22 protein-coding genes, 1 tRNA gene and 2 pseudogenes are annotated in these 26,607 nt (G+C 71.6%); 11 read left to right on the top strand and 14 right to left on the bottom strand.

The genetic code is table 11. The annotated features are described in order from the left end of the window. Positions 1-13 precede the first annotated feature (13 nt). The 3 genes from ET495_RS00295 to ET495_RS00285 all read left to right on the top strand — a co-directional run bounded on the left by ET495_RS00295 (position 14) and on the right by ET495_RS00285 (position 3,638). Positions 14-1,234 (top strand): class I SAM-dependent methyltransferase, encoded by a 1,221-nt coding sequence (locus tag ET495_RS00295; RefSeq protein WP_129201698.1) that lies wholly within the window; start codon positions 14-16, stop codon positions 1,232-1,234. Positions 1,235-1,385: 151 nt separating this feature from the next. Next, positions 1,386-2,813: a glucuronate isomerase gene (gene uxaC, locus ET495_RS00290; RefSeq protein WP_129201696.1), complete on the top strand. Its 1,428-nt coding sequence runs from the start codon at positions 1,386-1,388 to the stop codon at positions 2,811-2,813. A gap of 78 nt (positions 2,814-2,891) precedes the next feature. Then, positions 2,892-3,638: a DUF624 domain-containing protein gene (locus tag ET495_RS00285; RefSeq protein ID WP_162616315.1), complete on the top strand. Its 747-nt coding sequence runs from the start codon at positions 2,892-2,894 to the stop codon at positions 3,636-3,638. 50 nt (positions 3,639-3,688) lie between these two features. Here ET495_RS00285 and ET495_RS00280 read toward each other — a convergent pair whose 3' ends face one another. Then, positions 3,689-5,731: an alpha-glucuronidase gene (locus ET495_RS00280; protein ID WP_129201692.1), complete on the bottom strand. Its 2,043-nt coding sequence runs from the start codon at positions 5,729-5,731 to the stop codon at positions 3,689-3,691. A 168-nt stretch (positions 5,732-5,899) separates the two neighbouring features. Between ET495_RS00280 and ET495_RS00275 the strand changes: the two genes are divergently transcribed. Then, a complete protein-coding gene (locus ET495_RS00275; RefSeq protein WP_129201690.1) occupies positions 5,900-7,432 on the top strand; it encodes a mannitol dehydrogenase family protein in 1,533 nt (510 codons plus the stop codon). Between the two features lie 25 nt (positions 7,433-7,457). After that, positions 7,458-8,579 (top strand): mannonate dehydratase, encoded by a 1,122-nt coding sequence (uxuA, locus tag ET495_RS00270; RefSeq protein WP_129201688.1) that lies wholly within the window; start codon positions 7,458-7,460, stop codon positions 8,577-8,579. Between the two features lie 84 nt (positions 8,580-8,663). On the opposite strand, the gene ET495_RS00265 is transcribed toward uxuA, so the two are convergent. Next, positions 8,664-9,065 (bottom strand): FKBP-type peptidyl-prolyl cis-trans isomerase, encoded by a 402-nt coding sequence (locus ET495_RS00265; RefSeq protein WP_129205800.1) that lies wholly within the window; start codon positions 9,063-9,065, stop codon positions 8,664-8,666. A gap of 180 nt (positions 9,066-9,245) precedes the next feature. Between ET495_RS00265 and ET495_RS00260 the strand changes: the two genes are divergently transcribed. Beyond that, entirely contained in the window at positions 9,246-9,932 is a 687-nt protein-coding gene (locus ET495_RS00260) for a DUF4190 domain-containing protein (RefSeq protein ID WP_129201686.1), read from the top strand. Positions 9,933-9,953: 21 nt separating this feature from the next. On the opposite strand, the gene ET495_RS00255 is transcribed toward ET495_RS00260, so the two are convergent. Further along, positions 9,954-11,360, bottom strand: a complete 1,407-nt coding sequence (locus ET495_RS00255; protein ID WP_129201684.1) for a cystathionine beta-synthase — start codon at positions 11,358-11,360, stop codon at positions 9,954-9,956. 65 nt (positions 11,361-11,425) lie between these two features. Next, positions 11,426-12,330: pseudogene (locus tag ET495_RS00250) on the bottom strand (Bax inhibitor-1/YccA family protein). Between the two features lie 251 nt (positions 12,331-12,581). Here ET495_RS00250 and ET495_RS00245 point away from each other — a divergent pair. The 3 genes from ET495_RS00245 (at position 12,582) to ET495_RS00235 (ending at position 15,949) form a co-directional block, all read left to right on the top strand. After that, on the top strand, positions 12,582-13,559 hold the full coding sequence (locus ET495_RS00245) for an ABC transporter ATP-binding protein (protein ID WP_129201682.1): 978 nt from the start codon (positions 12,582-12,584) through the stop codon (positions 13,557-13,559). After that, positions 13,556-14,404 (top strand): ABC transporter permease subunit, encoded by an 849-nt coding sequence (locus ET495_RS00240; protein WP_129201680.1) that lies wholly within the window; start codon positions 13,556-13,558, stop codon positions 14,402-14,404. Before ET495_RS00245 ends, ET495_RS00240 begins: the two co-directional genes overlap by 4 nt. An 81-nt stretch (positions 14,405-14,485) precedes the next feature. After that, positions 14,486-15,949 carry a serine hydrolase domain-containing protein gene (locus tag ET495_RS00235; protein ID WP_245993193.1) on the top strand — a complete coding sequence of 488 codons (1,464 nt, stop codon included), beginning with the start codon at positions 14,486-14,488 and terminating at the stop codon, positions 15,947-15,949. Between the two features lie 41 nt (positions 15,950-15,990). Here ET495_RS00235 and ET495_RS00230 read toward each other — a convergent pair whose 3' ends face one another. The 10 genes and pseudogenes from ET495_RS00230 to ET495_RS00185 all read right to left on the bottom strand — a co-directional run bounded on the left by ET495_RS00230 (position 15,991) and on the right by ET495_RS00185 (position 24,252). Next, positions 15,991-17,196: an MFS transporter gene (locus ET495_RS00230; RefSeq protein WP_129201678.1), complete on the bottom strand. Its 1,206-nt coding sequence runs from the start codon at positions 17,194-17,196 to the stop codon at positions 15,991-15,993. A gap of 85 nt (positions 17,197-17,281) precedes the next feature. After that, positions 17,282-17,355 (bottom strand) — tRNA-Leu (locus ET495_RS00225). Positions 17,356-17,438: 83 nt separating this feature from the next. After that, positions 17,439-18,932, bottom strand: coding sequence for an NAD(P)/FAD-dependent oxidoreductase (locus ET495_RS00220; protein ID WP_129201676.1), 1,494 nt, complete (start codon positions 18,930-18,932; stop codon positions 17,439-17,441). 69 nt (positions 18,933-19,001) lie between these two features. Further along, entirely contained in the window at positions 19,002-19,991 is a 990-nt protein-coding gene (locus tag ET495_RS00215; protein ID WP_281276145.1) for a Ppx/GppA phosphatase family protein, read from the bottom strand. Next, positions 19,988-20,851 (bottom strand): hypothetical protein, encoded by an 864-nt coding sequence (locus ET495_RS17980; RefSeq protein WP_211340876.1) that lies wholly within the window; start codon positions 20,849-20,851, stop codon positions 19,988-19,990. Before ET495_RS17980 ends, ET495_RS00215 begins: the two co-directional genes overlap by 4 nt. After that, positions 20,838-21,455 (bottom strand): PH domain-containing protein, encoded by a 618-nt coding sequence (locus tag ET495_RS00205; RefSeq protein ID WP_162616314.1) that lies wholly within the window; start codon positions 21,453-21,455, stop codon positions 20,838-20,840. The genes ET495_RS17980 and ET495_RS00205 overlap by 14 nt, the downstream gene beginning before the upstream one ends. Further along, entirely contained in the window at positions 21,448-21,690 is a 243-nt protein-coding gene (locus ET495_RS00200; protein WP_129201672.1) for a hypothetical protein, read from the bottom strand. The genes ET495_RS00205 and ET495_RS00200 overlap by 8 nt, the downstream gene beginning before the upstream one ends. 555 nt (positions 21,691-22,245) lie before the next feature. Further along, the gene (locus ET495_RS00195; protein WP_129201670.1) at positions 22,246-22,566 is read right to left on the bottom strand and encodes a hypothetical protein; all 321 of its coding nucleotides are present in this window, start codon (positions 22,564-22,566) and stop codon (positions 22,246-22,248) included. A gap of 475 nt (positions 22,567-23,041) precedes the next feature. Then, positions 23,042-23,197, bottom strand: a pseudogene (locus tag ET495_RS19565) (GntR family transcriptional regulator); the annotation flags it as partial. A 44-nt stretch (positions 23,198-23,241) separates the two neighbouring features. Next, positions 23,242-24,252, bottom strand: a complete 1,011-nt coding sequence (locus ET495_RS00185) for an ABC transporter ATP-binding protein (RefSeq protein ID WP_129201668.1) — start codon at positions 24,250-24,252, stop codon at positions 23,242-23,244. Positions 24,253-24,818: 566 nt separating this feature from the next. Between ET495_RS00185 and ET495_RS00175 the strand changes: the two genes are divergently transcribed. Both ET495_RS00175 and ET495_RS00170 read left to right on the top strand, forming a co-directional pair. Beyond that, on the top strand, positions 24,819-25,415 hold the full coding sequence (locus ET495_RS00175) for a helix-turn-helix transcriptional regulator (protein WP_211340875.1): 597 nt from the start codon (positions 24,819-24,821) through the stop codon (positions 25,413-25,415). Then, positions 25,415-26,584 (top strand): MalY/PatB family protein, encoded by a 1,170-nt coding sequence (locus ET495_RS00170; RefSeq protein ID WP_129201666.1) that lies wholly within the window; start codon positions 25,415-25,417, stop codon positions 26,582-26,584. Before ET495_RS00175 ends, ET495_RS00170 begins: the two co-directional genes overlap by 1 nt. The last annotated feature ends 23 nt before the right edge of the window (positions 26,585-26,607 follow it).

Here is a 26,607-nt window from a genome sequence, read left to right as displayed (position 1 = left end):
GACCGAGCGCCGCATGACCGACGTGCCCGACGTGCCCGACGACGCCGCGACCCGGCTGCGTGACACGCTCGCCGTCCTCACCCCCTGGCCCGAGGACGGCACCCGTCCCGACGGCCCCGTCGCCGTCGACGCAACCGACCGGCTGCTGCTCGACGAGGCCGCGCCCCTGCTCGCGAGCACGGCGGCCGGGGACGTCGTCGTCGTCGGGGACCGCTTCGGGGCGCTGACGGTCGGCGCGCGCGCCCTCGACGTCGCGGCCCTGCGGCTGCACACCGACGCCGTCACGGCCGAGCGGGCCGTCGCCGCCAACCTGAGGGCCGCGAACGCGGGGCCGTTGCACGGCTCGCCGTTCGACCTGCAGACCTTCGACGCCCTCGAACCTGCGTCGGTGCGCGGGGCACGCGTCGTGCTGCTCCAGCTCCCCCGCTCGCTCGCCGCGCTGCAGGAGGTCGCCGACCTGGTGGCTCGCGAGGCCGCCGACGACGTCGTGCTGCTCGCCGGGGGGCGGGTCAAGCACATGACGCACGCCATGAACGACGTCCTGGCCGCCTCGTTCACGCACGTGCGCGCCACGCTCGCGCGCGGTAAGTCGCGCGCCCTGGTCGCCTCCGGACCGCGCCGCTCGCGCCCGCCGTCGTACCCCGTCACGGCGGTACTGCACGACGCCGAGCTGCTCGCCGCGGCGGGCCTGCCGCCGGGTGCGGGAGTCACGGTGGTGGCGCACGGCGGCGTGTTCGCGGGCGCGGCGCTCGACCTGGGGACGCGCGCCCTGCTGCGCACGGCCGACCGCTGGCCCGCGGCGGCCGACGCGCTCGACCTCGGCTGCGGCACGGGACTGCTGGCCACCGTGCTCGCGCTGCGCGACCCCGGCACGCGCGTCGTGGCGACCGACCGTTCGGCGGCGGCCGCGGCGTCGGCCCGGGCGACGGCACTAGCCAACGGCGTCGGCGAGCGTGTCACGGTGCTGCGCGACGACGCCGGGGCGGGCGAGGCCGACGCGAGCGCCGACCTGGTCGTGTGCAACCCGCCGTTCCACGACCGGGCGGCGTTGTCCACGGACGCGGCGCACCGCATGTTCGCGACGGCGGCGCGCGTGCTGCGGCCCGGCGGCGAGCTGTGGTGCGTGTACAACTCGGTGCTGCGCTACCGCGGCGCGCTGGCGCGGGCGGTCGGGCCGACCGAGCAGGTGGCGCGCGATCCGCGGTTCACGGTCACGCGCAGCGTGCGGCGCTGAGGCGCGTGCCACCGGAGGCGGACACGCGGGGCGCACCGAAGGCGTCACGACGCGCTCTCGCCGCTCGACGCCGAGCCTCGGGTCGCTATGCTGCAAACGTTCGCAGCCGTGGCGCCGACGCCACCCTCTCCCGAGCGAGGAGCTCAGCACGATGACGCAGCCCTGGACCCTGCACGAGGACCGCGCCCTGCCGGCCGATCCGGTGACCAGGCCGATCGCACGCGAGATCTACCAGCAGACGCGGTCCTTGCCCATCGTCTCGATGCACGGCCACGTGCCGGTCGAGTGGTTCGCGCACGACACGCCGTTCACCGACCCGGCCGAGCTGCTCGTCGTCCCCGACCACTACCTGCTGCGCATGATCATCTCCCAGGGCCGGTACGCCCTGCACGAGCTGGGCGTGCCCGCCGTCGACGGCTCCGCCCCGGTGGAGGCCGACCCGCGCGCGATCTGGCGGCGGTTCTGCGAGCACTGGCCGGCGTTCCGCGGCACGCCCACGCGCTTCTGGATGGAGCACGAGCTCGTCGAGATCTTCGGCGTGACGCAGCGCCCGTCGGCCGAGACCGCCGACGCGATCTACGACCGCATCGCCGCCGAGATCGCCGACCCCGGGTTCCGCCCGCGCGCGCTGCTCGACCGCTTCGACATCGAGGTCATCGGCACCACCGACCCGGCGTGGGCGTCGCTCGAGCATCACCACGCGCTCGCGGCGCAGGGCATGGGCGAGCGCGTGCTGCCCACGTTCCGCCCCGACCCGCTGCTGCTGCTCGACAACCTGACGTTCACGCACGACGTGCTGGCCACCGGGGCCGCCGCAGGCGTCCAGGTGAACGACTACGCCACCTACCTGGACGCGCTGCGCGCCCAGCGCCTGCGCTTCAAGGCCGCGGGCGGCGTCGCCACCGACCACGGCCCCGCCACCCCGGACACCACGCCGCTGCCCGACGACGATGCCGCCCGCCTGTTCGACGCGGCGTTCAACGGCCGCCCCGTCACGGGCGCGCAGGTGGCCGCGTTCAGCGCGCACATGCTGTTCGAGATGGCCCGCATGGCCAGCGAGGACGGCCTGGTCATGCAGATCCACCCGGGTGTCGAGCGCGGGCACGCGCGCCGCATGACGCGCCGCTACGGCTCCGACAAGGGCTACGACATCCCCGTCGCGGTCGAGTTCACGCGCGCGCTGCAACCCATGCTCGACGCGTTCGGTCACCACCCGGGCTTCCGCACCATCGTCTTCACGATCGACGAGGACGTGTACTCACGCGAGCTGGCGCCGCTGGCGGGCGTGTACCCCGCGATGCGGCTGGGCGCGCCGTGGTGGTTCATCGACTCGCCCGAGGCGATGCGCCGGTTCCGGGAGACGGCGACCGAGACGGCAGGGTTCGCCAACCTGTCGGGCTTCGTCGACGACACCCGCGCGTTCTGCTCGATCCCGGCGCGGCACGACCTGGCGCGCCGCATCGACGCCGGGTCCCTGGCCCGCCTGGTGGCCGAGCACCGCCTGGACCTGGACGAGGCCGCCGACACGGCGGTCGACCTCGCCTACCGGCTGCCGAGGCTCGCATATGCGGCCCGGTGAGGCGGCGCACCGCGGGCGACCGGGTGTCACCCGCCAGGCTCGCCGGTGCACGAGCTCACGAGCACTAGCCTCGACACCGTGAGCACCGACGAGCCCCAGGGCGCCGCGCCGACCCCCTTCGACCCTCCCGCGCGCCCTGCACACCGGACGCCGGGCGACTTCGGCGAGGGGGTCCTGGGCCGCGCCACGAAATCGATCTACTGGTACATCGTGCTCACGGCACTGCTGGTGCTCACATCGCTGCCGACGATCGCCCTCACCTTCCTGCTCGACGCGTCCGCGGCGAACGTGCCGTTCTTCGCGCTCGCGGCCGTACCCCTCGGCCCCGCCCTGTCGGCCGGGCTCTACACGGTGCGCGCCCGTTACACCGACGAGGACCTGGCCCCGGCGCGCGCGTTCTGGCGCGGGTACCGGCTCAACTGGGCCGACGTGCTGCGGCTCTGGGTCCCAGCGCTCGTCGTGCTCGGCATCACCGGCTTCACGCTCGCCAACGGCGAGGTCGCCGGCATCGGCGCCGCGTACCGGATCGTGCTCGTCCTCATCTCCGTGGTCGTCGCCGCGTGGGCGATGCACGCCCTCGCCATCGCGACGTTCTTCTCGTTCCGCACGCGCGACGTCGCGCGCCTGGCCGTCTACTACTTGGGCGCGACCAAGCGCACGACCTTCGGCGTGCTGGCCCTGCTCCTGATCGCGGTCACGGGCCTGATGTTCCTCGGCGAGTGGAGCCTGGCACTCATCGGCGTCTGGGTCTGGTTCTGGTACCAGAACGCCAAGCCTGCCTTCAGCGACATCTACGACCGTTTTACGGCCGCGCCGGACGCCTGACACGCCCGCGCCGCCCCGCACGGTGCTCGCGCGGGGCGGCGGGGCGGGTGTCAGAAGATCTGGCGGGCGTGGGCGTCCGGGACGCCCGAATGACGCAGGAAGTACGTGTTGATCACGTCGCGCCAGTCCGTCGTCGAGCGGACCTGCTCGGCGAACCGCTCCGTGACCCGGTCGGCGAGGTCGGCCGGGAACGCATCCAGCGTCTCCGTCCAGCGACGCACGGACTCCAGCACGCGTTCGAGCCCCTCGAAATGCGTGTCGTACACGTGCTGGACCACCGTCTTGCCGCTGTGGAGCACGTGCGTGTAGGGCACGTGGTGGAAGAACAGCAGGAGCTCGTCGGGGCACGTCTCGAGCGACTCGTAGACGTCGCACCACGGGGCCGGGTACTGCCCGGTGAACCCGGTGCCCGTCGCGCGGGTGCGGTCGACGCCGATGCCGTCACGGTCGGCGAAGTGGTAGGTGCCCCACGGCGAGTACTCGTACCCGTCGGGCGAAGGCCCGTAGTGCGATCCGGGCTGGACCATGAAGCACACCCCGAGCGGGGCCGTGTACTGCTCGTACGTCTCCCACGACTCGTCGAGCACGGCGTGCAGCGTCTCGCGCACCACGGCGGGGGCGTCGGGGAACGTCAGGCCGATCCACTCGTCGAGGATCGCGACCGGGTCGGCGGACGGGTCCCACGTGAGGCGGCCCCAGGCGTAGAGGTTGGCCTGGGCGAGCGGGTGCCCGGTCCAGAAGACGTCGTCGCCCACGTTGGAGACCGCGGCGAGCCCACCCACGCGCGTGCCGTCGCCGTCGGGGTGACGCCCGGCTGCGACGTCGGCGAGCGTGCGGCCGCCCGTGCCCCAGTACGGGAAGCCGAGCAGCTGCGACCACATGCGCCCCAGGTACACCGCGTGCTTCTGGTGCCCGAGGTACTCCGTGGTGACCTGGAACTCGGGCGCGACCCGCGTGCCCGGCATGGCCGCGATCGCGGGCGACATCGCCTCGCGGACCTGGAAGTCGAGCGGGCCGTGCTTGATCTGCACGATCACGTTGTCGGCGAACGTGCCGTCGTAGGGGGCGAAGTGCTCGTACGCGGCCTTGGCGCGGTCGGTGCGCCGGTCGCGCCAGTCCTGCTGGTGGTTGTACACGAACGCACGCCAGTGGATGAGGCCGCCGTGCGGTGCGACGGCGGCGGCGAGCATGTTCGCGCCGTCGGCGTGCGTGCGGCCGTAGGCGAACGGGCCGGGCTGGCCCTCGGAGTCGGCCTTGATGACGAACCCGCCGAAGTCGGGGACGGCGGCCCACACGCGGTCGGCGGCACGCGCCCACCACTCCTGCACCTCGGGTGCGAACGGGTCCGACGTCGTCAGCCCGCCCAGGCGCACGGGCGCGGCCCACGAGACGGACACGTGCGTGGTGATGCCGTAGGGCCGGAACACGCCCGCGATGCGCGCGACGTCGGGCAGCAGGTCGTCGAGCAGTCGCGTCTCGAGCGGGCCGACGTTGACGTTGTTGATCGCGACACGGTTGATGCCCGACGCCGCCAGGAGCCGCGCGTACTGCGCGACGCGGGTGAGGTCGGCGCGTACGGCGCCGTCGTCGTAGAAGATGGAACCGCCCGCGTAGCCGCGCTCGACCTGCCCCATGACGGGGTGGACGGCGATGTTGTCCCAGTGGTCGAGCATGCGCAGCGGCGTGTGCGGCGCGATCGTCCAGGTGCCGTCGGCGCCGGTGAACGCCTCCTCGCCCAGGCGCACCAGGTGGTACAGGCCGTAGAGCAGCCCGCGCGCGTCGGCGGCCGTCACCGCGACGACGCCGGCGGCGCGGGTCAGCGTGAACGCCTCGGGGTCCGCGGCGGCGTCGGGGCGCAGCGCGAGCTCGACGTCGGCCGCGCCGGGTGCGACGGACTCGCCGCCGTGCGCGGCCACGGCCGCGGTGACCTCGGCGAGCACGGTGCGCGCGACGGGCGAGTCGTCGACGGCGACGGCGACGCGCCGCGAGCCGAGCGGCGCGAACGCCGCCTGCGGCAACCACGCGGGATGAACGGATGGGTCGACAGGAAGGGACGGTAGGTGGGGCGTCCGGGTCACGGCGATGTGCTCCATGGCAATCAGGTCGGTCAGGTCGGTCAGGTCGTGCGGTCGTGCGGTCGTGCCGTCGGGGGGCCGTCAGGGCGACGGAGAGGAAACGATTGCAGCCTACGTCTCCCGGACGGCGAAAGTCCTGGTTAGGCTGAGCGCGAACGTTTTCATTGCGTCGAAGGAACCACGCTCATGCACCCCACCCCCGCGACACGTCGGCTCGGCCCCGGCACCCCGCTCCCGGACGGCGTCGCCGCACCGCCTGCCGTACCGACGGGCGTCGGCATCGTCCACCTGGGCTGGGGCGCGTTCCACCGCGCGCACCAGGCGCTGTACACGCAGGACGCGATGGCGGCGTCGGGCGACCTGACCTGGGGCATCCTGGGCGACGTCGAGCGCACCCCCTCGCTGGTGCCGGCGCTGCGCGAGCAGGGCGGCCGGTACACCGTGCTGACCGTCGGCCGCGACGCCGACGGCGGCGTCGTCGAACGCGCGCAGGTCGTCGCGTCGGTGCTCGACGTCGCCTACCCCGGCGACGAGACGCCGCGCCTGCTGGCCGCGATGGCCGCTCCGACCACCCACGTCATCACGTTGACCGTGACCGAGAAGGGCTACGTCCGCACGCGCGCGGGCCATCTCGACCTCGACCAGGCCCGCCCCGACGTCGAGGCGTTCGCCGCCGAGCTCGCCACCGGATCGCCCGCGACCGACGGCGCCGCACCCGCCGCGACCGCGGTCGGCCTGCTCGTGCGCGGCCTGGGCGCGCGCTTCCGCGCCGGCGGCCCCGTCGTCACCGTGCTGAGCTGCGACAACATGGCCCACAACGGCAAGGTGCTCAAAGCGGTGACCGACGAGTTCGTCGCCGCTGCGGCCCCCGGCCCCGAGGGTGCCGCGTTCCGCACCTGGATCGACGAGTCCACGACCTGGCCGAGCTCGATGGTCGATCGCATCACCCCGGCCGTCACGTCGGCGACGCTCGACCGCGTCGAAGAGATCCTCGGCGCACGCGACGACGCCGCGATCAGCGCCGAGCCGTTCCGGCAGTGGGTGATCGAGGACGCGTTCATCGGCCCGCGCCCCGCATGGGAGCTGGCCGGCGCACGGATCGTCGACGCGCACGGTGTCACCAGCTGGGAGGAGGCCAAGCTGCGCATGCTCAACGGCACCCACTCCCTCATCGCCTACGCCGGGCGGCTGTTCGGCTACGCGACGATGGCCGAGGCCGTCGTCGCCCCCGAGATCGCCGAGCACGCCTCCGCCTACCTGTTCGACGACGCGCTGCCGTCGGTGACGCCGCCCGCGGGCGCCGACCTGCCCGCCTACGGCCGGGACCTGCTCGACCGGTTCGCCAACCCGGCCACGGGCCACACCACCCGCCAGGTCTCGACGGACGGCACCCAGAAGATCCCGTTCCGCTGGGGTGCCGCACTGCGCCACCACCTGGAGGCCGGCCGCGTGCCGCAGGGCATCGCATTCGGCCTGGCCGCGTGGAGCGAGTTCGTCCGCCGCGCGGTGCGCGACGGCGTCGACCTGGGCGACCCGGCCGGTGCCGCCACCCTGACGGCCACCGCGACCGACGCCGGCGACGACGCGGCGAGCGTCGCGCGTGCGCTGCTGGCCGTCCCCGGGGTGCTGCCCGACAGCGCCGCGACCCACCCCGGCCTGCTGGCCGCCGTCACCGAGCACGCACGCGCGCTCGCGGCCGCGGGCGACGGCCTGCTGTGAACCGAAGCTGAGAGGGACGACGACGATGAAGATGGGCTTCCGCTGGTACGGCGAGGGCAACGACACGGTCGCACTGGACGACATCCGGCAGATTCCGGGCGTCGAGACGATCGTGTGGTCACTGCACTACAAGCAGGCAGGCGACGTGTGGCAGGAGGGCGAGATCGCCGCCGAGATCGCCCACATCGAGCGCCTGACCGCGGCGCACCGAACCCAGGGCATCACCAAGACGTTCCGCGCCGACGTCGTCGAGTCGGTCAACGTGCACGAGTCGATCAAGCTCGGCAAGACCGTGCTCGGGATGACCCGCGACGAGGCGATCGAGAACTACCGCCTCACGATCGAGCGCCTGGGCCGGGCCGGGGTCAAGGTCGTCTGCTACAACTTCATGCCGGTGTTCGACTGGCTGCGCACCGACATGTTCCACCCGCTCCCCGACGGCTCCACGGCACTGTTCTACGAGAAGGCCGTCGTCGACCGGCTCACGCCCGAGACGCTCATCGCCTCGATGAACCTCGACGACGGCGGGCTCACGCTGCCCGGGTGGGAGCCCGAGCGGCTCGCGTCGTTCCAGGAGCTCAAGGAGGCGTACGTCGGCGTCACACGCGAGGACATGTACGCCAGCTACAAGTACTTCCTCGACGCGGTGATCCCCACGTGCGAGGAGTTCGACGTCAAGCTCGGCGTCCACCCCGACGACCCGGCGTTCGACATCTTCGGCTGGCCGCGCGTCGTCTCGCGCAAGGCCGACCTGGCTCGCGTCCTGTCGCTCAACGAGTCCCCCTACAACGGCCTGACGCTGTGCCTCGGATCGTTCGGGTCGAACCCCGACTCCGACCCGGTCGACGCGGTCAGGACGTTCATGGACCGCATCCACTTCAGCCACGTGCGCAACATCAAGCACTTCCCCAACGGGGACTTCACCGAGGTCGCCCACCGGGCGTGCGAAGGCTCGATCGACACGGTCGGCATCATGAGGGCCTACGCCGAGGCTGGGTACACCGGGTACATCCGCCCCGACCACGGCCGTCACCTGTGGGACGAGAACCGCGGGAACACCCCCCGCCCCGGCTACGGGCTGTACGACCGTGCGCTGGGCATCCAGTACCTTCTGGGCGTCTGGGACGCCGTCCGCTACGAGGGCTGAGCCCGGCACGAGCGCAGAGCGCACGAAAAGCCGCGGCGCCGGTGACCATGGAGGTCACCGGCGCCGCGGCGTCGTGCGGCGAGGTCAGCGGACGCCGACCACGTCCACCACGAAGACCAGGGTGTCCGACCCGCCGATGCCGGCCTGCGGCACGCCGCGCGAGCCGTAGCCGTGCTCCGGCGGCACCGACAGCAGCACGCGGTCACCCACGTTGCGTCCGACCAGGCCCTTGTCCCAGCCGCCGATGACGGCGCCGACACCGATCGGGAAGTCGATGGTCGTGCCGCGGTCGTACGAGTTGTCGAAGACGTGGCCGCCCCACGTCTGCCCGAGGTAGTTGACGACGATGGTGCGCCCGGCCTCGACGACGGGCCCGGTGCCCTCCGCGAGAACCTGCACCTGGAGGCCGGCCGGTGCGCCGCCCTCGGGGAACGTGAGCTCCGGCTTGTCGCCGAAGGTGCCGGAGGCGTTGGGGAGCGTGGTCACGTGGTACCTCTTCACGGTCGGGAATGTGCCCGGGCAAGCCTACGCGGACCGGGCGCGGCCGGCCCGCGTCGCGCAGGGGACGCTTGGCCAAACCGCGCCGTCGCGTTTGACCGGCGACCACGCACGCGATCAACTTCGTGCCCTGGGCCACGCCCGATCCTGCGACCCGATGGAGCACTCATGACGACGCCCGGCATCAACCCCTCAGGCCCGGCACCGCAGCCTGCACCCGCACAGGAGTCCACGCCGGAGCCCACGCCGGAGCCGGGCACCGTCGGCCGTCCCGCGCCGGCGCAGGGAACCGACCGGTTCGCCGTCGCCGCGCTCGTGCTGGGTCTTGCCGGGGCCTCCGTGCTGGCGATCATCTTCGGGTTCGTCGGCCTGTCCAGGGTCAAGAAGTCCGGCCGCAAGGGCCGCGGGATGACGATCGCAGGAATCGTCCTGGGTTTCGTCTGGCTGGTCATCGCTCTCGCCCTGGTCGGCCTGGCCGTGGCTCGCCACCAGGACAACCTCGATCGGATCGCCGCCGAACCCGACACCGTCGGGCAGTGCTTCGACATCGCTGACGGCGCGTCTCTCGAGAAGGCCGCCATCGTTCCGTGCGACGGGCCGCACCGCTGGGAGGTGTTCGCCATCACGACGTTCCCGGCCGGCGACTTCCCGGGCACTGCCACGCTGTCGGCGCAGGCGGACACGTTCTGCGCGAGCGCCATCTCCGCCTACGTCACCGACGGCACCGACCTCCAGACGGTCGGCATCACGTTCTCGACCCCGAACGAGACCGCCTGGGCCCTGGGCAGTCGCAACGCCCTGTGCCTCGCCGGCAACTACGACGGCACCCCCGCGACGGGCAGCTACACCGACTGACGGGCCACGAGCCCGGCCGTCTCAGCGGGCCAGGTACCCCAGCAGGTCGTGCCGCGTCAGCACGCCCACCGGGTTGCCGTCCTCGACCACGAGCAGCGCGTCCGCGCCGTGCAGGGCGTCACGGACCGCTTCGATGCCCTCGCCCGCACCGACCTGCGGGAACCGTTCCTCCATGTGGGCGCTCACCGGGTCCGCGAGCCCGGCCTTGCCGCTGAACACGAGGTCGAGCAGCGTGCGCTCGGTGAGCGAGCCCGCCACCTCACCGATCTTGACGGGCGGCTCTGCCACGACGACGGGCATCTGGGACACGCCGTACTCGCGCAGCATCTCGATGGCGTCGTGCACGGTGTCCGTCGGGTGCGCGTGGACGAGCTGGGGCAGGTCGCCCGCCTTCGAGCGCAGCACGTCACCGGCGGTCACGCCCTGCGACGCGTCGAGGAACCCGTAGGAACGCATCCAGGCGTCGTCGAAGATCTTCGACATGTAGCCGCGCCCGGAGTCGGGCAGCAGGACGACGATGACGGCCTTCGCTGCGGCCTGCGGGTCCTCGTCCTCGAGGCGCCGAGCCAGGCGCAGCGCGGCCGTCACGGCCATGCCGCACGAGCCGCCGACCAGCAGCGCCTCCTCCTTCGCGAGCCGCCGGGTCATGGCAAACGAGTCGGCGTCGGTGACGGCGATGATCTCGTCGGGCACGGCCGGGTCGTAGGCCGCCGGCCAGAAGTCCTCGCCCACACCCTCGACGAGGTAGGGCCGCCCGTCGCCGCCCGAGTAGACCGAGCCGGCCGGGTCGACGCCGACGACGCGCACCCGTCCGCCGTCTTCGTCCGCGCGCGCCGCGGACGCGTCGTGCAGGTACCGGCCCGTGCCGGTGATGGTCCCGCCCGTGCCGACCCCTGCGACGAAGTGCGTCACGCGTCCGTCGGTGTCCGCCCAGATCTCCGGCCCCGTCGACTCGTAGTGCGAGGCGGGCCCGTTCGGGTTGGCGTACTGGTTGGGCTTCCACGCCCCCGGGATCTCCCGCAGGAGCCGGTCGCTGACCGAGTAGTACGAGTTCGGGTCCTCGGGGGCGACCGCCGTCGGGGTCACGACGACGCGTGCCCCGTAGGCGGCGAGCACGTCGCGCTTGTCCTTGCTGACCTTGTCGGGGCACACGAACACGCACTGGTAGCCCTTGCGCTGCGCCACGAGCGCGAGCCCGACGCCGGTGTTGCCCGACGTCGGCTCGACGATCGTGCCGCCGGGCTTGAGCTCTCCCGACGCCTCGGCGGCCTCGATCATCTTCAGCGCGATGCGGTCCTTCACGGAGCCGCCGGGGTTGAGGTACTCGACCTTGGCGAGGATCGTCGCCGACAGGCCCGCGGTCACGGTGTTGAGCTTGACCAGGGGGGTGTGGCCTACCAGGTCGGACACGTGGGTGGCGTAGCGCATGGGGTCATCCTGCCCCATGGCGAGGCAGGAGGGCCGCGGCTGCCGCGCCCCTCCTGCCCCCGGCGTCAGTCCCGGCCCTGCAGGATCGCCAGCAGCCGCAGGAACTCCAGGTACATCCAGATGAGCGTGACCATCAGCCCGAACGCCGCCGCCCACGCGAACTTCGCCGGCACGCCCTGGTCGACACCGCGCTTGATCGAGTCGAAGTCGACGATCAGCGAGGCCGCGGCCAGGCCCACCGCCACGAGCCCGACGACGACGCCGAGCCCGCCCCGCGAGCGCCCGCGCCCGAGAGCACGCCGGTCCACACGAGCACGAGGTTGATGAGCTGGAACGCCAGGAACCCGACGAGGGCGATCATCAGCCAGCGCTGGAACTTGGGCGTCACGCGGACACGCCCGGACTTGTAGAGGAACAGCGCGGCCGCGAAGGTGACCATCGTGGCGAGGACGGCCTGGATGACCAGGCCCTGGACGGGCTGCCCGCCGACCACGCCGAAGTTCTCGAACGCGAACGAGATGCCGCCGAGGAACACGCCCTGTGCGAGCGTGTAGAGCGTGATGAGCACCGGGCTCGGGTTCTTCTTGAAGGAGTTGACCAGGCCGAGCACCAGCCCGACGATCATCCCGAGCGGCCAGATCGCCGGGGCGAGCTGCCACGTCGCCGCCGCGACCACCACGAGCAGGGCGAGCAGCCCGCCGGTCTTGATGATGACGTCGTCGTACGTCAGGCGCTTGGTGTCCGCCGTCGTCGCCGACGGGGCGTTGTACAGGTTCTCCAGCGAGGCGGCATCGGCCGCCTGGGTGCCGTACGTGCCGGCCTGGTAGGCCGTCTGCCCGTACTGCTGCCCGTACTGCACCGGCTCCGCCGCGCCAGGACGCGGCGGCTGCGCGGTGCCGACGCCCCCGCGGCGCCCGGTGCGCCGAGGCTCACCGAAGACCGCACTGTTCGAGAAGTAGGGGTTGCTCACAAGCTCCTCCTGGTCCGGCCCGGTCCGGGCCATGCGTCTGCCGCCCTGTCCCCTGTGCCAACGCGCCGGGGGCCCGGGCGGTTCCCATCATCCCTGCTCGTCGTCGCAGGCGCCACGTCCTCGGTGTCCTCGAACTCGGTGTCCTCGAACTCGGTGTCCTCGAACTCGGTGTCCTCGGATGTCGGACAATCGGGGTGTTAATCGGTGAACACCCTGTGTCGCCATGCCACGCGGCAACATACGCTCACCCCATGATCGAGGCACACGGCCTGACCAAGCGTTACGGCCCCAAGACCGCCGTCGACGACATCACCTTCACCGTCCGACCCGGCATCGTGACCGGCTTCCTGGGGCCCAACGGCGCCGGCAAGTCGACGACGATGCGCATGATCATGGGGCTGGACCGCCCCACCTCAGGCTCGGTGACCGTCAACGGACGTCCATACGCGCAGCACAAGTCGCCCCTCACGCAGGTCGGCGCCCTGCTCGAGGCGCGCGCGGTCCATCCGGGCCGGTCGGCGGTGCAGCACCTACGCGTGCTCGCCGCGACGCACGGCATCCCGGCGACGCGCGTCGGCGAGGTCATCGAGCTCACCGGGCTGACGTCGGTGGCCAGCAAGCGCGTGGGCGGGTTCTCGCTCGGCATGGGCCAGCGGCTCGGCATCGCGAGCGCGCTGCTCGGCGACCCGAGCACGCTCATCCTCGACGAGCCCGTCAACGGTCTCGACCCCGAGGGCGTGCTGTGGGTGCGCAACCTCGCCCGCTACCTCGCCTCGCAGGGCCGCACCGTGTTCCTGTCGTCGCACCTCATGAGCGAGGTCGCGCTCACCGCCGACCACGTCATCGTCATCGGCAAGGGCCGCATCCTCGCCGACTCGCCCGTCAAGGAGTTCACCGAGGGTGCCTCGCGCCGCTCGGTGCGCGTGCGCACCCCCGGCGCCGACGCGCTGGCCGAGGCGCTGCGCCGCGCGGGCGCCGTCGTCGAGACACCGGGCGAGGCCGACCTGCTCGACGTCACCGGCGTCGATGCGGCCGCGATCGGTGAGCTCGCGCTCACCGCGGGCGTCGCACTGCACGAGCTGACGCCCGTGGCGTCGACGCTCGAGGAGGCCTACATGGCGCTGACGGCCGACTCGGTCGAGTACCGCACCGGGGACCCCTCGCACGCGGGGCGTCACACCGCCGCGCCGCTCACCGTTCCCACCACGACCACGGGAGACCCGCGATGAGCACCGTGTCCACCGCCCCCATGTTCACGTCGCCGTACGCGAGCACCAAGGTCACCTTCCCGCGCCTGCTGCGCTCCGAGTGGCGCAAGCTGTGGAGCCTGCGCTCCACGTGGTGGGTTCTCGGCGTCACCTTCGTCATCATGGTGGGCTTCGCGCTGCTGTTCTCGCTGGCCTTCACGAGCTTCGTGAGCGGCAACCCCGAGGCCATGGCCGCGGCCGACGAGGCGGGAGGCATCCCGCCGACGACGTTCGTCGTCGCCGGCTACTCGTTCGGCGCTCTTGTCGCCGCGTCGCTCGGGGCGATCGCCATCACGGGCGAGTACTCGACGGGGCAGATCCGGTCCAGCCTGTCCGCGGCACCCACGCGCCTGCCCGTGCTGTGGGCCAAGCTCACCGTGGTCGCCGTGGTGACGTTCGTGGTCATCGCCGTCTCGACGGCGATCGCCTACCTCGTCACCCACCCGATCCTGTCGTCGCACGACATCTCCGTGGACCTCTCGGACGGCGAGCAGGTGCGCTCGCTGCTCGGCGCGCCGCTGTACGCGACGGTGGTCGCTCTGTTCGCTCTCGCCGTCGGCGCGCTGCTGCGCAACACGCCCGGCGCCATCGTGACGGTGGTCGCACTGTTCTTCCTGGTGCCGACCATCATCGGGACGATCGCCGGTGCGACGGGCGCAGCCTGGGCCGAGCACATCAACAAGTGGCTGCCGAGCGCTGCCGGCGAGCGGATCATCACCGCGTTCACCTCTGGCAGCGCCCCGGGGGCGCGAGCGGCGGCCCCTCCAGCGCCCTGCCGCTGTTCGACGCGTGGCCCGGCTTCGGCCTGCTGTGCGCCTACACGCTGATCGTGGTCGCGGCCGCCGCCGTCATGCTCAAGAAGCGCGACGCCTGAGGCGTCCGCCACGCGGGGCGCATACCCTGCCCGGGTGACTCGCACCCGCCTGCCCGCCGCCGTCGCCACGTCCCTGACCGCCATGCTCGACGCCCAGCGTCGCGCGGGGCGGCTGCCCGCGGCGTCGGCGGCGGTGGCGCGCGCGGGCGCGGTGGTCTGGGCGGACGCGGCCGGCGTCGTCGGGCCGACGGGTGATGCGGCCGTGCCCGAGCACGCGTTCCGCGTCGGGTCGATCACCAAGACGATGGTGGCCGTGTGCGTGCTGAGGCTCGCCGAGTCGGGCGCGCTCGCGCTCGAGGACGCCGTCGGCAGGCACGTGCCCGATGCTCCGGCGCCGGACGCGAGCCTCGCGCACGTGCTGTCGCACACCGCGGGGCTGCCGGCCGAGCCCGAGGGCCCGTGGTGGGAGCGCGCGGGCGGGCGCCCGTGGTCCGCGGTGGCCCGGCACGAGGCCATCACCGCGCCTGGCGAGCGGTTCCACTACTCCAACCTGGGATACGCGGTGCTCGGGCGGCTGCTGGAGTCTGTCCACGCGCGCCCGTGGGACGACGTCCTGCGCACCGAGGTGTGGGAGCCGCTCGGGATGACGTCGACGGGGCGACGGCCCGCCGGGCCGCACGTCACCGGGTACGCGGTGCACCCCCATGCCGATCTGGTCCACGCCGAGCCGGTCCCTGACTACGACGCGATGGGCGCCGCGGGCGAGGTCTGGTCGACGCCGACGGACCTCGCCCGGTTCGGGTCCTGGCTCGTGGCGGCAGGCCCGGACGGGGCGTGGTCCGCCCCTGACGGCGACGTGCTGCCCGTGGCGGCGCGGCGGCGCATGTGCGCGCCGCGCGCGTTGCGCGACGAGCCCGGCGTCGCCTGGACCGCCGCGTACGGGCTCGGCGTCATGGTGTGGGACTCCGAGCACGGAGCAGGCGACGCCGTCGGCGCCGCACGGGTGAGCGCGTCCGACGACGAGGGCGACGTCCGACGACGCCGCACCGCCGGGCACGGCGGGTCCGTGCCCGGTTTCCAGGCGGGCCTGCGCGCCGACGTCGTGAGCGGCGACGTCGTCGCGATGTGCGCGTCGTCGACGGCGGGGGTCTACGACCCGGTCGCGCTGCTCGACGTGCTCGACGCCGGCGCGCCGTGGGTTCGGCCCGTGCCACGGGACGGCGTCGACGCGGTCGCGCTCGACCTGACGGGCACCTGGTACTGGGGCCCGGCCCCGTACACGCTGCGCGTGCGGCGCGGGGGCCTGCTGGAGCTGACGGCCCGGGGCGGGCGCGGCACGGTGTTCGCGCCCGCCGGTGCGGGCGCGTGGGTCGGTGTCGAGGGCGGGTACTGGCTGGGTGAAGTGCTGCGCCCGGTCGCGCGCGAGGGGCACACCGTGGCGCTCGACGTCGGCACGTTCTGCTTCACGCGCAGCCCGTACGCGCCGGAGGCTCCGCTGCCGGGCGGCGCGGACCCGCGCGGCTGGCACCCGCTCCCGCACCTCTCCCCCGCGCGCTGACGCCGGGGACCGTCTCGGGACCGTCTCGGGGGCGGCGCGCGCTACGTCGCGGGAACGAGCTCGCGGTCGGCGTGCGGGGCCATGAGCTCGTCGCCGCTGGCCGCCTGCGTGATCCGGCGGCCGAAGACCGCCAGGACGGCGATGCCGAGGCCGAGCACCACGGCCGCGACCCAGAACGGCGACGACAGGCCGACGTGCTCGCCCAGGAGGCCGGAGACGACCGGCGCCGGTGCGGCGAAGCCCCAGCGGACCAGGTTGAACGCACCGGTCGTGATGCGCCGGTCGGGGTCGCCCGTGGCCAGGGCCAGGTCGGTGACGTTGGCGTTGGTCACACCCATGCACAGACCGGCGACGACGAGCATGACGACCGAGAACCACGTCGCGGGCGACAGCGCGAGCCCCACGAGCGTCAGCAGCAGCACGACGAACGCGGCGCCCACGGTGCGCACCGCGCCGATGCGGACCGCGAGTCGGTGCCCGATGACGAGGATGCCGAAGGCGAGCCCCACGCCCCAGCCGGTGAACACGAGCCCGAGCGGCACGATGCCCAGCCCGAGCGCGACCGGGCCGAACCCGAGCACGGTGAAGAACACGAAGTTGTAGGTGGCCACGACGATGGACACGATGACGAACGCGGGTCGCTTGAACGCCGCGAAAGCGCGGCGCACGGTCAGCGGGGCCGGGCGCTCGGCGGGATCGCTGAGCTTGGTCAGCGAGATGACGAGCGCGCCGATCATGAACACGCCGCACGCGAAGAAGGGCACGCGCCACGAGATCTGGCCGAGCAGGCCGCCGATGAGCGGGCCGAGCGCGAAGCCCAGGCCGAGGCAGGTCTCGTACAGCTCCACGACCCACTCGCGGTCCCGGGCGAGCGAGATGAGCAGCACCATCGCAGTGACGAAGAACATCGAGTTGCCCAGGCCCCACAGGCCGCGCAGCAGGGCGAGCGACCCGATCGAGCCGGCGAGCGAGGCCAGGATGGCGGCAACGGCCACCAGGCTGACGCCGGCGGCGAGCACCTTCTTGTAGCCGAACCGCCCGGTCGAGATCGTGACCGGGATCATGAAGATCGCCATGACGGCGATGTAGGCGGTGAACAGCAGCTCGATCTGCCAGGTGCTCGCGCCGATCTCCTGGCCGATCACGGGCAGGATCGGGTCGACGACGCCGATGCCCGCGATGGCGAAGAACGCCGTCAGGGCGGTGGCGTAGATGGCTGTCTTGTTCGGTTCGTCGCGTGCGGACACGCCGGGACCTCCGTGAGCAGGCGGTGGGGATCTCCTGAATGATACACGATTCGATTGCTTGAGGCAATCATATGTGAGGGCCGGGTGCCCCCGCCGGGACTCGAACCCGGACTGCGCCGGGTTTAAGCCGGCTGCCTCTGCCAGTTGGGCTACGGGGGCCAGGTGCCGCGACGTCAGACACCAGGAGCACCGCACGATCGCGTGCGGTGCTCCTGACAGGGTACGGAACGGGCGGCCTGGGTTCAGCCCGCGCTCGGACCGGACTGCGCGGGCGCGCCCTCGGCAGCCGTCTGCGCCGACGCCTCGGCCGTCTGCTCGACCGTCGTGCCCGGCGGCGCGGGCGGCACGGCCGCCTTGCGGAACTCGTCGCGCGGGTCGTGCACCGAGCCCAGCGAGATGATCTCGCGGCCCATGAGGAACTGGCCGATCCAGCCGATGATGATGCGGATCTTGCGGTTGCCCGTCGGCATCGCCAGCACGTGGTAGCTGCGGTGCGCCGCCCACGCGAGGAACCCGCGCAGCTTGAGGAAGCCGAACAGCTCCGCGACGCCCTTGTACAAGCCGAGCGAGGCGACCACGCCGACGCTCTTGTGCGCGTACTCCTCGACGTTCCTGCCCGCACGCTTGGCCACGATGTTGTCGGCCAGCCGCTTGGCCTCACGGATCGCGTGCTGGGCGTTCGGCGGGCAGAACTTGCCGGGGTTGAGCACGTCGGGCACGGCGGCACAGTCACCCGCCGCCCACACGTCGGCGACGACGTTGCCCTCGGCGTCGGCGACCTCGAGCGTCGGGAGCACGATGACGCGGCCGAGCTTGTCGACAGGCAGGTCGGAGGCCTCCTTGAGCACCGGGTTCGCCTTGACCCCCGCCGTCCACACGATGGTGTCCGAGTCGAACTCCACCCCCGTCGACGTCGTGACGTGGCCGTCGATGCACGAGTTGAGGAAGGTGTTGAGGTGGAACTCGATGCCGCGCTTCTGCATCTCCTCCAGCGCCCACTGCCCCATCGCCTCCGAGACCTCGGGCAGGATGCGACCCGAGCCCTCGATCATGACGAACCGCAGGTCCTCGGGGTCGATGGTCGCGTAGTTGCGCGTCGCGTAGCGCGCCATGTCCTCGATCTCCGCGATCGCCTCGACGCCCGCGAAGCCGCCGCCGACGAACGTGAACGTGAGCATCCGCCTGCGCAGGTCCGCGTCCCACGTGGACGACGCGACGTCCATGCGGTTGAGCACGTGGTTGCGGACCGCGATGGCCTCTTCGACGTTCTTGAAGCCGATGGCCGTCTCGGCGAGGCCCGGGATGGGCAGCGTGCGCGACACCGACCCGAGACCCAGCACGAGCTCGTCGTACGTGACCTCGTACGCCTCCCCCGCCTCGGGCTGGATGGTCACGCGCTTGGCACCGTGGTCGATCGCCGCGACCAGACCCTGGAGCACATCGACGCCCTTGAGGGCCCAGCGGTGCGGGGCGACGACGTCGCGCGCCTCGATCGATCCCGCACCCGCCTCGGGCAGGAACGGCGCGTACGTCATGTACGGGCGGGGGTCGACGACGACGATGGCGGCGTCGCTCTTCTTCAGCTTCTTGCGCAGCCGCCGCGCGACGTAGAGCCCGACGGATCCGCCGCCGAGCACCACGATCCGCGGCACCTTGCGGGGACGGGGTGACCCGGCCGACTCCGGGGCTGGGGTGCCCTGGGCATGGGTGACCGAGGTCAGGTCTTTCTGAGGCATGAGTCCAGTCTACGTCGGGACTTAGGTCCCCCTGACAAACGTCTTCGAAATCACGCCCGCAGGCGGCCGTCAGCGCATCGAGCGCGCGATCCCGTCGAGGATGTCGTGCTCGCTCGTCACAGCATGCGTCAGCGCCCCGCCCGCCGCGGCGACGTCGTCGCGCACGCGCCGCACGACCTCGGCCCAGACGATCGCGCCCGCCCCCAGCACGTCGGCGCGACCCGGCTGAAGGAACCCGAGAGCAAGGCGCTCGGCGCGCGACATGGCGAGCATCCGGTCGCACGCGCCGAGGACGTCGTCGACCGAGAGCACGGTGCCGTCGACGGCGTCGCGGTCGTAGACGCGAAGCCCGAGCGCGTACGCCGTGAGGGACGTGACCGACCCGGCCAGCCCGACGAGCGTCGTCGTGCGGCCGAGCGGGACGACGGCGGCTGCGGCGTCGAGGGCCGCGTGCACGTCGGCGCGGGCAGCGGCGACCTCAGCGGGGGTCGGCGGGTCGGAGTGCAGGTGGCGTTCGGTGAGCCGCACGGAGCCGACGTCCATCGACACGGCGGCCTCAGGGGCGCGCTCCCCCAGCACGAGCTCGGTCGAGCCACCGCCCAGGTCGACCACAAGGTATGGGCCGGGGTGCGTGGCACTCACGGCGCCCGTCGCCCCCCGGAACGAGAGCTGGGCCTCCTCGTCGCCCGAGATCACCTCGGCCTCGACGCCGATGGCGTCGCGGATCCCCGCGAAGAACACGTCGCGGTTGCGCGCGTCGCGCGTGGCCGACGTCGCCACGAATCGCACGTCCTGCGCCCCCGTGGCCGCGACGACCTGCGCGTACTCGCGCGTCACGGCGAACGTGCGCTCGAGCGCGTCGGGTGCGAGCTCGCCGGTGCGGTCGACGCCCTGCCCGAGCCGCACGATCGTCGTGCGGCGCTCGACCTCGCTCAGCGTGCCGTCGGCGGCGACGTCGGCCACGAGCAGGCGCAGCGAGTTGGTGCCGCAGTCCAGGGCCGCGACGCGGCGCGATCGCGAGGCTGCGGTGAGGGCATCGGACGGGAAGGGGCGAATCACGCCGACCACCTTCTCACCCTGGATGCGCGCCGCGCACGCACAGTCCGCCTGAGAGCGCTCAGGTCCAGCGGAACAACCGCAACCTCAGCGGAACGGGCGCGGCCGTCCACGCGACCGTGACCAGCACCTGGGTCAGCGGGAACCCTCCCCCGAACCAGCCCGCCTGCATGACCTGTGCGGATGCCCCGAGCGGCGTGAAACATGCCCGCGAGGCCGAGTACGAAGCCGAGGAGCGCAGTCGCGGGATTCTCCGGGGCTGACAGGTCGAACACGAGCGTGTCCAGCACGAGCGCCACGACGACAGAGACCAGCGTCGCGGCGAGGTCGACGGTGTCGGTGCTCACGAACACCCCTTGCGGTCGCACGGGCGTGGTTGACAGGCGGCGCAGGACGCCCTGCCCACGCTGGGTCGCGATCGTGACCGGGATGATGTTGAGCGCCGGGCTCGCCGCAGCGACGGCGAGGACGGCCGGCACCAGCAGCGCGATCACCTGTGCACCGTCGAACGGCGACCCGTCGGGAGCCTCGACGGCGTCACGCATCCCCCGCGCATCCCGGTGCGCATCCCGGTGCGCATCCCGGTGCGCATCCCGGTGCGCATGCGTACCGGGCCGGGCAGGGGCGCGGCGAGCGCAGGCGTGGTCAGCGGAGGCGTGGTCAGCGGAGGGCTCCTCCGTGATTCGAGGGGTCACCTGCGGGTCGTCGTCGCGCCCGATGAGGGCGACGAACACGTCCTGGAGGCTGCGAGTGACGGTCCGTACGTCCTCGGGCACGAGATCGGCCTCGGCGAGCGCCTGCACGACGGCGAACCGCACGCGCCGCGAGCCGCGCACCTCGATGTCGCCGTCATCGTCGCGCAACGGATATCCACCACGCCCCGACGACGATCGCCGGGAACACGGCGAACATCTGAAGCAGTTCCCAACGACTGAACCGGCGAAACCGCCGCGACGGAGACACTCCCGGATCCGAGGCAATCCCCACCCGAGTCCGGAACGCATCCAGCTCGGCCGCCACATAGTCCACGCGAGAGTCTTTGTTGAACATCATTGCGGCGTTTGCCTTCTGTACGGCCCAGCACCGCGTCCGACGCCCGTCCGAACGAACAACCACCAGTCGATCGGTGGCATCAAACCCCGCGACCGCGGCCCACGGGTAGTGCCACGCGAAGAGAATGTTACGTACCTCGAGACCTCTAGCCTCTGCAACCACATTGGCGCCACCGAAGTCGAGAAGAAGGATGAAGGTGAGCCAGAACATACCCGCCAAAATCAAGAGCCAGGGATCTCCTTTGTCGCCGGATGCGACAATGGCAGCTACATTGACTGCATAGAACGCTCGACCAAACCGGCTCCAGAACAGGGTTGCTGGCGACATCCGGTACTCGACGGATCCGTCTTCCCTCTCGATGCCACCGGGTCGGCTCAGTCTTCTGGGTCCGTTGCCGCCACCGCGATCATCCACCGAACGCATTGCGCGCAGCCACCTCCGACATCAGCAGCCCTGGAAGCCCTGTTGTGCCATTCACGACTATCTGCTCGGTCTCGGTGATCGCGGGGCCGGTGATGGCTGCGGCACGAGACGCGTTAGCACTACGCGAAGCGGTGCGGCACGTATCTGCCGTGAGCGCAACGGACCCGGCGACACCGATGGCTGTCGCCGCATCCGCTGCAGCCTCCAGCCCAAGAATCAGGCTCATCCCAGATGAGCCTGGAGAAACGCATTCTTCCCTGTGGGTTGCGGACAGCGAAAGAGCAACAGCCGCTGGCGCTTGCTCACTTGCACGGGAACCGCTCACGAACCCAGCTCTCATAGTCCTCGCGGCGAACCTCCTCACCGTTCATCATGAAGTCGCCCACCTTACTGGGGCGATCACGTTTCCGGTCAATGACAGTGCCAACAAGATCTCTCGACGTCAGGACCGAGACGCTCAATCGATCGCCGGTATGCGCCTTGTAGTCGCCTTCCACAGATCCCCAGCGGGAGCCATCAAGTACTAGAAGGTTCGAGTGCGGATCCAAAGGCTCAGAGGCACTCCAGAAAGCCCTGAGTCCGTTCTTAGCGTCCTTGTCAAAGTCTTCAAACTCTGCCGACCTGACAGCGTCACCCGGGCACAAGGGAGGTATGAGCACCGATATGGTGCCATCCGACGCCACAGCGACTGCCAGTGATGGAGTGTATGGCTCAACCGATGGGCATCCGCTAGTCAGCAGCGCGACTGTCGCCGCGACCAGCAGCGCCAGCGTTGCTCGCCTCAATTGGTGAGTCCGCATTCGTCGCTGTACCCTCCCAGGCGTAGGTCCGCCTGCTGCTCAAGCCGGTTCGTGTACGGGTTGACCCCTTCGACCACGAAGTAGTCGTAGATAAAGAAGAGACCCTCCTTCTTCCACTGCTTGACATGCACCGACTCGTGCTGAAGTCGCTCCTTTGTCACGAACTCCTCGCCCGGTTGCGCAACGTACACGGTTCCGATGGCCGGATGCGTCGCATCGGCGACACCATCACCATCCAGATCCTCGGTCCCATCGGCGCGCGAGGTGTGATCACAGATCACGACCTCAACCCAATCGGCCACTCCGTCGCCGTCGACGTCCTCATGACCCGCCGCTCACGTCGCGTTGCCGCACACGATCTGCTCGGCAAGGTCCGGAATCCCGCCGCCGTCCGCGTCCTTGCTCGGATCCACGCCAGTCACCCTCCCCGTGGCCTGGAGCTCAGCCCAGTCACCCAGACCGTCCGAGTCAGCATCCTCTGCGCGAGGGTCAACATGGAGCCCTCCGAGCTGACCAATACACCGGAGCGATCATTCCCGGCCCGAGCAGGCAGCGCCCACCACTTGACGCCCCGACGTGCCAAGATGGCGCCGATCGGTCCACGCAGTGACATTTGGCCACACAGGCGGTGCGACACAACACGGTGCCCCTCAGCAACAACGAGGGAACCCCGCTCACACCCCACCACGAACACCGCACAAGTGACGCTCACACGACTCCGGCCACTTGAACCAGCGCCTTGTGGGCTTCCTGGCACCGTTGCGTCCCAGGACGCCGGCCGCGCCGCTTATACAGCACGCCCTCTTCAACCAGTGCAACGAACGCCTTCTGGGCGGTGGCCGGATTGATGCGGAACTCCGTGGCGAACTGGGTGGTGGACATGACCTGTACCTCCTCGGCGAGCTCGCCGGCGAGCACCTGCGCCCGGACCACGGCGGCGACCCGAGCATGCGTCCCCGCAACCCGGGTGTCCCCGTTCACGTCCCCGCCTCGGCGCGATGGCACTGTGCCTGGTGGCCCAGCCCGACCTGCGCCACTGGCGGCTCCTCGGCGGCGCAGATGGCCATGGCCACCGGGCAGCGGGTCCGGAAGCGGCAACCGCTCGGGACACGCAGCGGCGACGGCGGCTCGCCCTGAAGCACGGCGCGCTCGCGGCGCCGTCCCGGATCCGGGACGGGCGACGCCGCCAGGAGCGCCTGCGTGTACGGATGGCGAGGGTTGGCGAACAGCTCGTCGACCGGCGCCGACTCGACGATCCTTCCCAGGTACATCACGCCCACACGCTGGGCGAGCTGGCGTACGACGGGCAGTCCGTGCGCGATGAACAGGTAGGTCAGGCCGAGGGTCTCGCGCAGCTCGGCGAGCAGATTGACGATCTGGGCCTGCACCGACACGTCGAGGGCCGAGACTGGCTCGTCGGCCAGGATGAGCTCAGGCCCTAGCGCGACCGCCCGGGCGATCCCGACGCGCTGACGCTGCCCACCGGACAGCGCCCGCGGCCGCGCCCGCGCCCGCGCGGGGTCCAGGCCGACCGAGCGGAGGAGCTCGGCCACCCTGTCGTCCAGGGTCGCCCCTCGCAGTCCCTCGAAGACGCGCAGCGGCTCGCCGACGATCTCCCCCACCCGCATGCGTGGGTCCAGAGACCCGAGCGGGTCCTGGAAGACCACCTGCATCCGCCGCCGGACCGTGCGCAGCCCGGCACCGTGCAGATGGCTGATGTCCCGGCCGTCGAACGTGATCGAGCCGCGCGTCGGCTCTGCGAGGCGGACGGCCAGCCGCCCGAGCGTCGACTTGCCCGACCCTGACTCGCCGACCAGGCCGAACGTCTCACCGCGCGCCAGGTCGAGGTCGACGCCGTCGACGGCGGTGAGCACCGACGGAGCGGTGAGCCAGCGACGGGAGGTACGCACCTCGAACTGCTTGGTCACCGACCTCAACGACAGCAGCGGGCCAGCGCCCGGCACCGGCGCGTGGCTCGAGGCACTCATCGCGCACCTGCCGACACGCGGTCCCGGGGTGCCGGGCACGGGTTCCAGCAGGCAGCGGCGTCGCCGTCGACGTTCGTCAGCGGAGGGTCCTCGGTCCGGCATCTCTCGACCGCCCTCGGGCACCGCGGGTGGAAGGCGCATCCACCGCGGTCCCGGTGAGTGCGCTTCGCTTGCGGAGCATGCTTCCTCCAGGCGCCTGCGGGCAGACAGGCGAGGTCAGACGTCGTTGACGCGGTCAGACTTGCAGAAGCAGTTGAACCTGTCCAGCATCAGTTGACGAATGCAACACAGTGTTGAGAACATGAAAGCGCTGTGAGATCGACGAGCGCGTCAGCCGACGCCTCCCCCGCGAGACCGCCCCCAGTGCGGCGCACTGCGAAAGGACCCCACGTGGCCCGGTCCAGGACCAACCCCACCCCCAGCGACGTGGACACCACCGACGCCTCCGACGCGGAGCACGACCGGATCATCGAGATCCTCACCGAGCTCGTCGAGCCGATCGGCCTGTCACTGCCCCGAACGCGGAGGTCGTCCTGCACGACCTGCGACGGCTGCCGACGTCGATCGTGGCCGTCCAGGGCGACGTCACCAACCGTCGCCCCGGCGAGCCCGCCACCGACGTCCTGCTCAAGCAGGCCGCGGAGAACCGCTTCTCGACGATGGTCGGCTACCGCACGCGCCTGCCGGACGGGAGGTACATGCGCTCGACGACGACGATCGTGCACACCGCGGACGGCACCCCCGCAGCCGCACTGTGCATCAACGCCGACCTGACCGTGTGGGACGCCGTCGCACGCATCGCGTCCTCCATGACCGGGTCCCCCGACCCGATCGGCACCGTCACCGCGCGGCCGCCGGTCCAGCCCGCGCCGCACGACGACGCCGGGGAGGTCTTCGCCCACGACGTGGACGAGCTGGCCACCCACCTGATCGACCAGTCGATCCGTGCCCAGGGCGTGCCCGTCGAGCTGATGCGCAAGGAGCACAAGCTCGCGGTGGTCCGCGACCTCAAGGGCCGCGGCCTGCTGCTGCTGCGTGACGCCGTCGAGATGATCGCCGACGCGCTGCGCGTCTCGCGGTTCACGATCTACAACTACCTCAACGAGCTCGCCGCCGACGCCGACACCACCTCACCGCCCGCACACCGGAAGAAGGAGGAGTGATGCCGCTCGCACCCGAGCTCGACGCCATCACGGTCGCCGCGCTGCGCGAGGTCGGCAGCGTCAAGTGGACCGCATATCCGGGCAAGCTCGGCGCGTACATCGCCGAGATGGACTACGGGACCGCGCCCGCCGTGCGCCAGGCCCTGCACACCACCATCGACACGGGCCGGCTCGGCTACCTGCCGCTCCGGCTCGTCGAGCGCATGGCTGAGGCGTACGCCCGATGGTCGGCCGAACGGTACGGCTGGAGCGTGGCACCGGAGCGCGTGCGCCCGCTGGCCGACGTCCTGGCGGGGATGGCCGCCGTGATCGAGCACTTCTCACGCCCCGGCTCACCCGTCGTCGTGCCCACACCCGCCTACATGCCGTTCCTCACGCTCCCCGGCACGCTCGGGCGCGAGGTGATCCAGCTCCCGATGCTGGAGGCCGACGGCCGGCACGTGTACGACCTCGACGCGCTCGACGGCGCCTTCGCCCGAGGCGCCGGCCTGCTGGTGCTGTGCAACCCGCACAACCCCGTCGGCCGGGTGCTCGAGCGAGCCGAGCTCGAAGCGGTGAGCCAGGTCGTCGACCGGCACGGCGCGCGGGTGTTCGTCGACGAGATCCACGCTCCCCTGGTCTACCCCGGCCACGCGCACGTACCGTACGCGTCGGTCAGCGACGCGGCCGCCCGCCACAGCGTCACCGCCACGTCGGCGGCGAAGGCCTGGAACATCCCCGGCCTGAAGTGCGCCCAGCTCGTGCTCTCCAACGACGAGGACGCGCAGACCTGGGCGGAGGTCGGGACCTTCGCCGAGCACGGCGCGTCGACGCCCGGAGTCATCGCCAGCACGGCCGCCTACGCCGCCGGCGGCCCGTGGCTCGACGAGGTCATCCAGTACCTCGACGGGAACCGCACGCTCCTCGCCGACCTCCTGGCCGACACGCTGCCCGGCGTCGGCTACCGCATGCCCGAAGGCACCTACCTGGCGTGGCTGGACTGCCGCCGCCTGGACCTGGGCGGCGCCCCCGGTGAGTTCTTCCTCCGGGAGGCCGACATCGCCACGGTGGAGGGCACGTCCTGCGGCACCGCCGGCGAGGGGTTCGTCCGCCTCAACTTCGCCATGCCTCGTCCCGTGCTCGAGCAGGCGGTGAGCCAGATGGCCGCCGCCGTCGCCCGATGTCGATGAGGCCCTGATCGACGCACCGAGAC

The organism is Xylanimonas allomyrinae (assembly GCF_004135345.1).
GTDB classification, from domain to species: domain Bacteria; phylum Actinomycetota; class Actinomycetes; order Actinomycetales; family Cellulomonadaceae; genus Xylanimonas; species Xylanimonas allomyrinae.
This window is presented reverse-complemented; position numbering and strand designations above follow the sequence as displayed.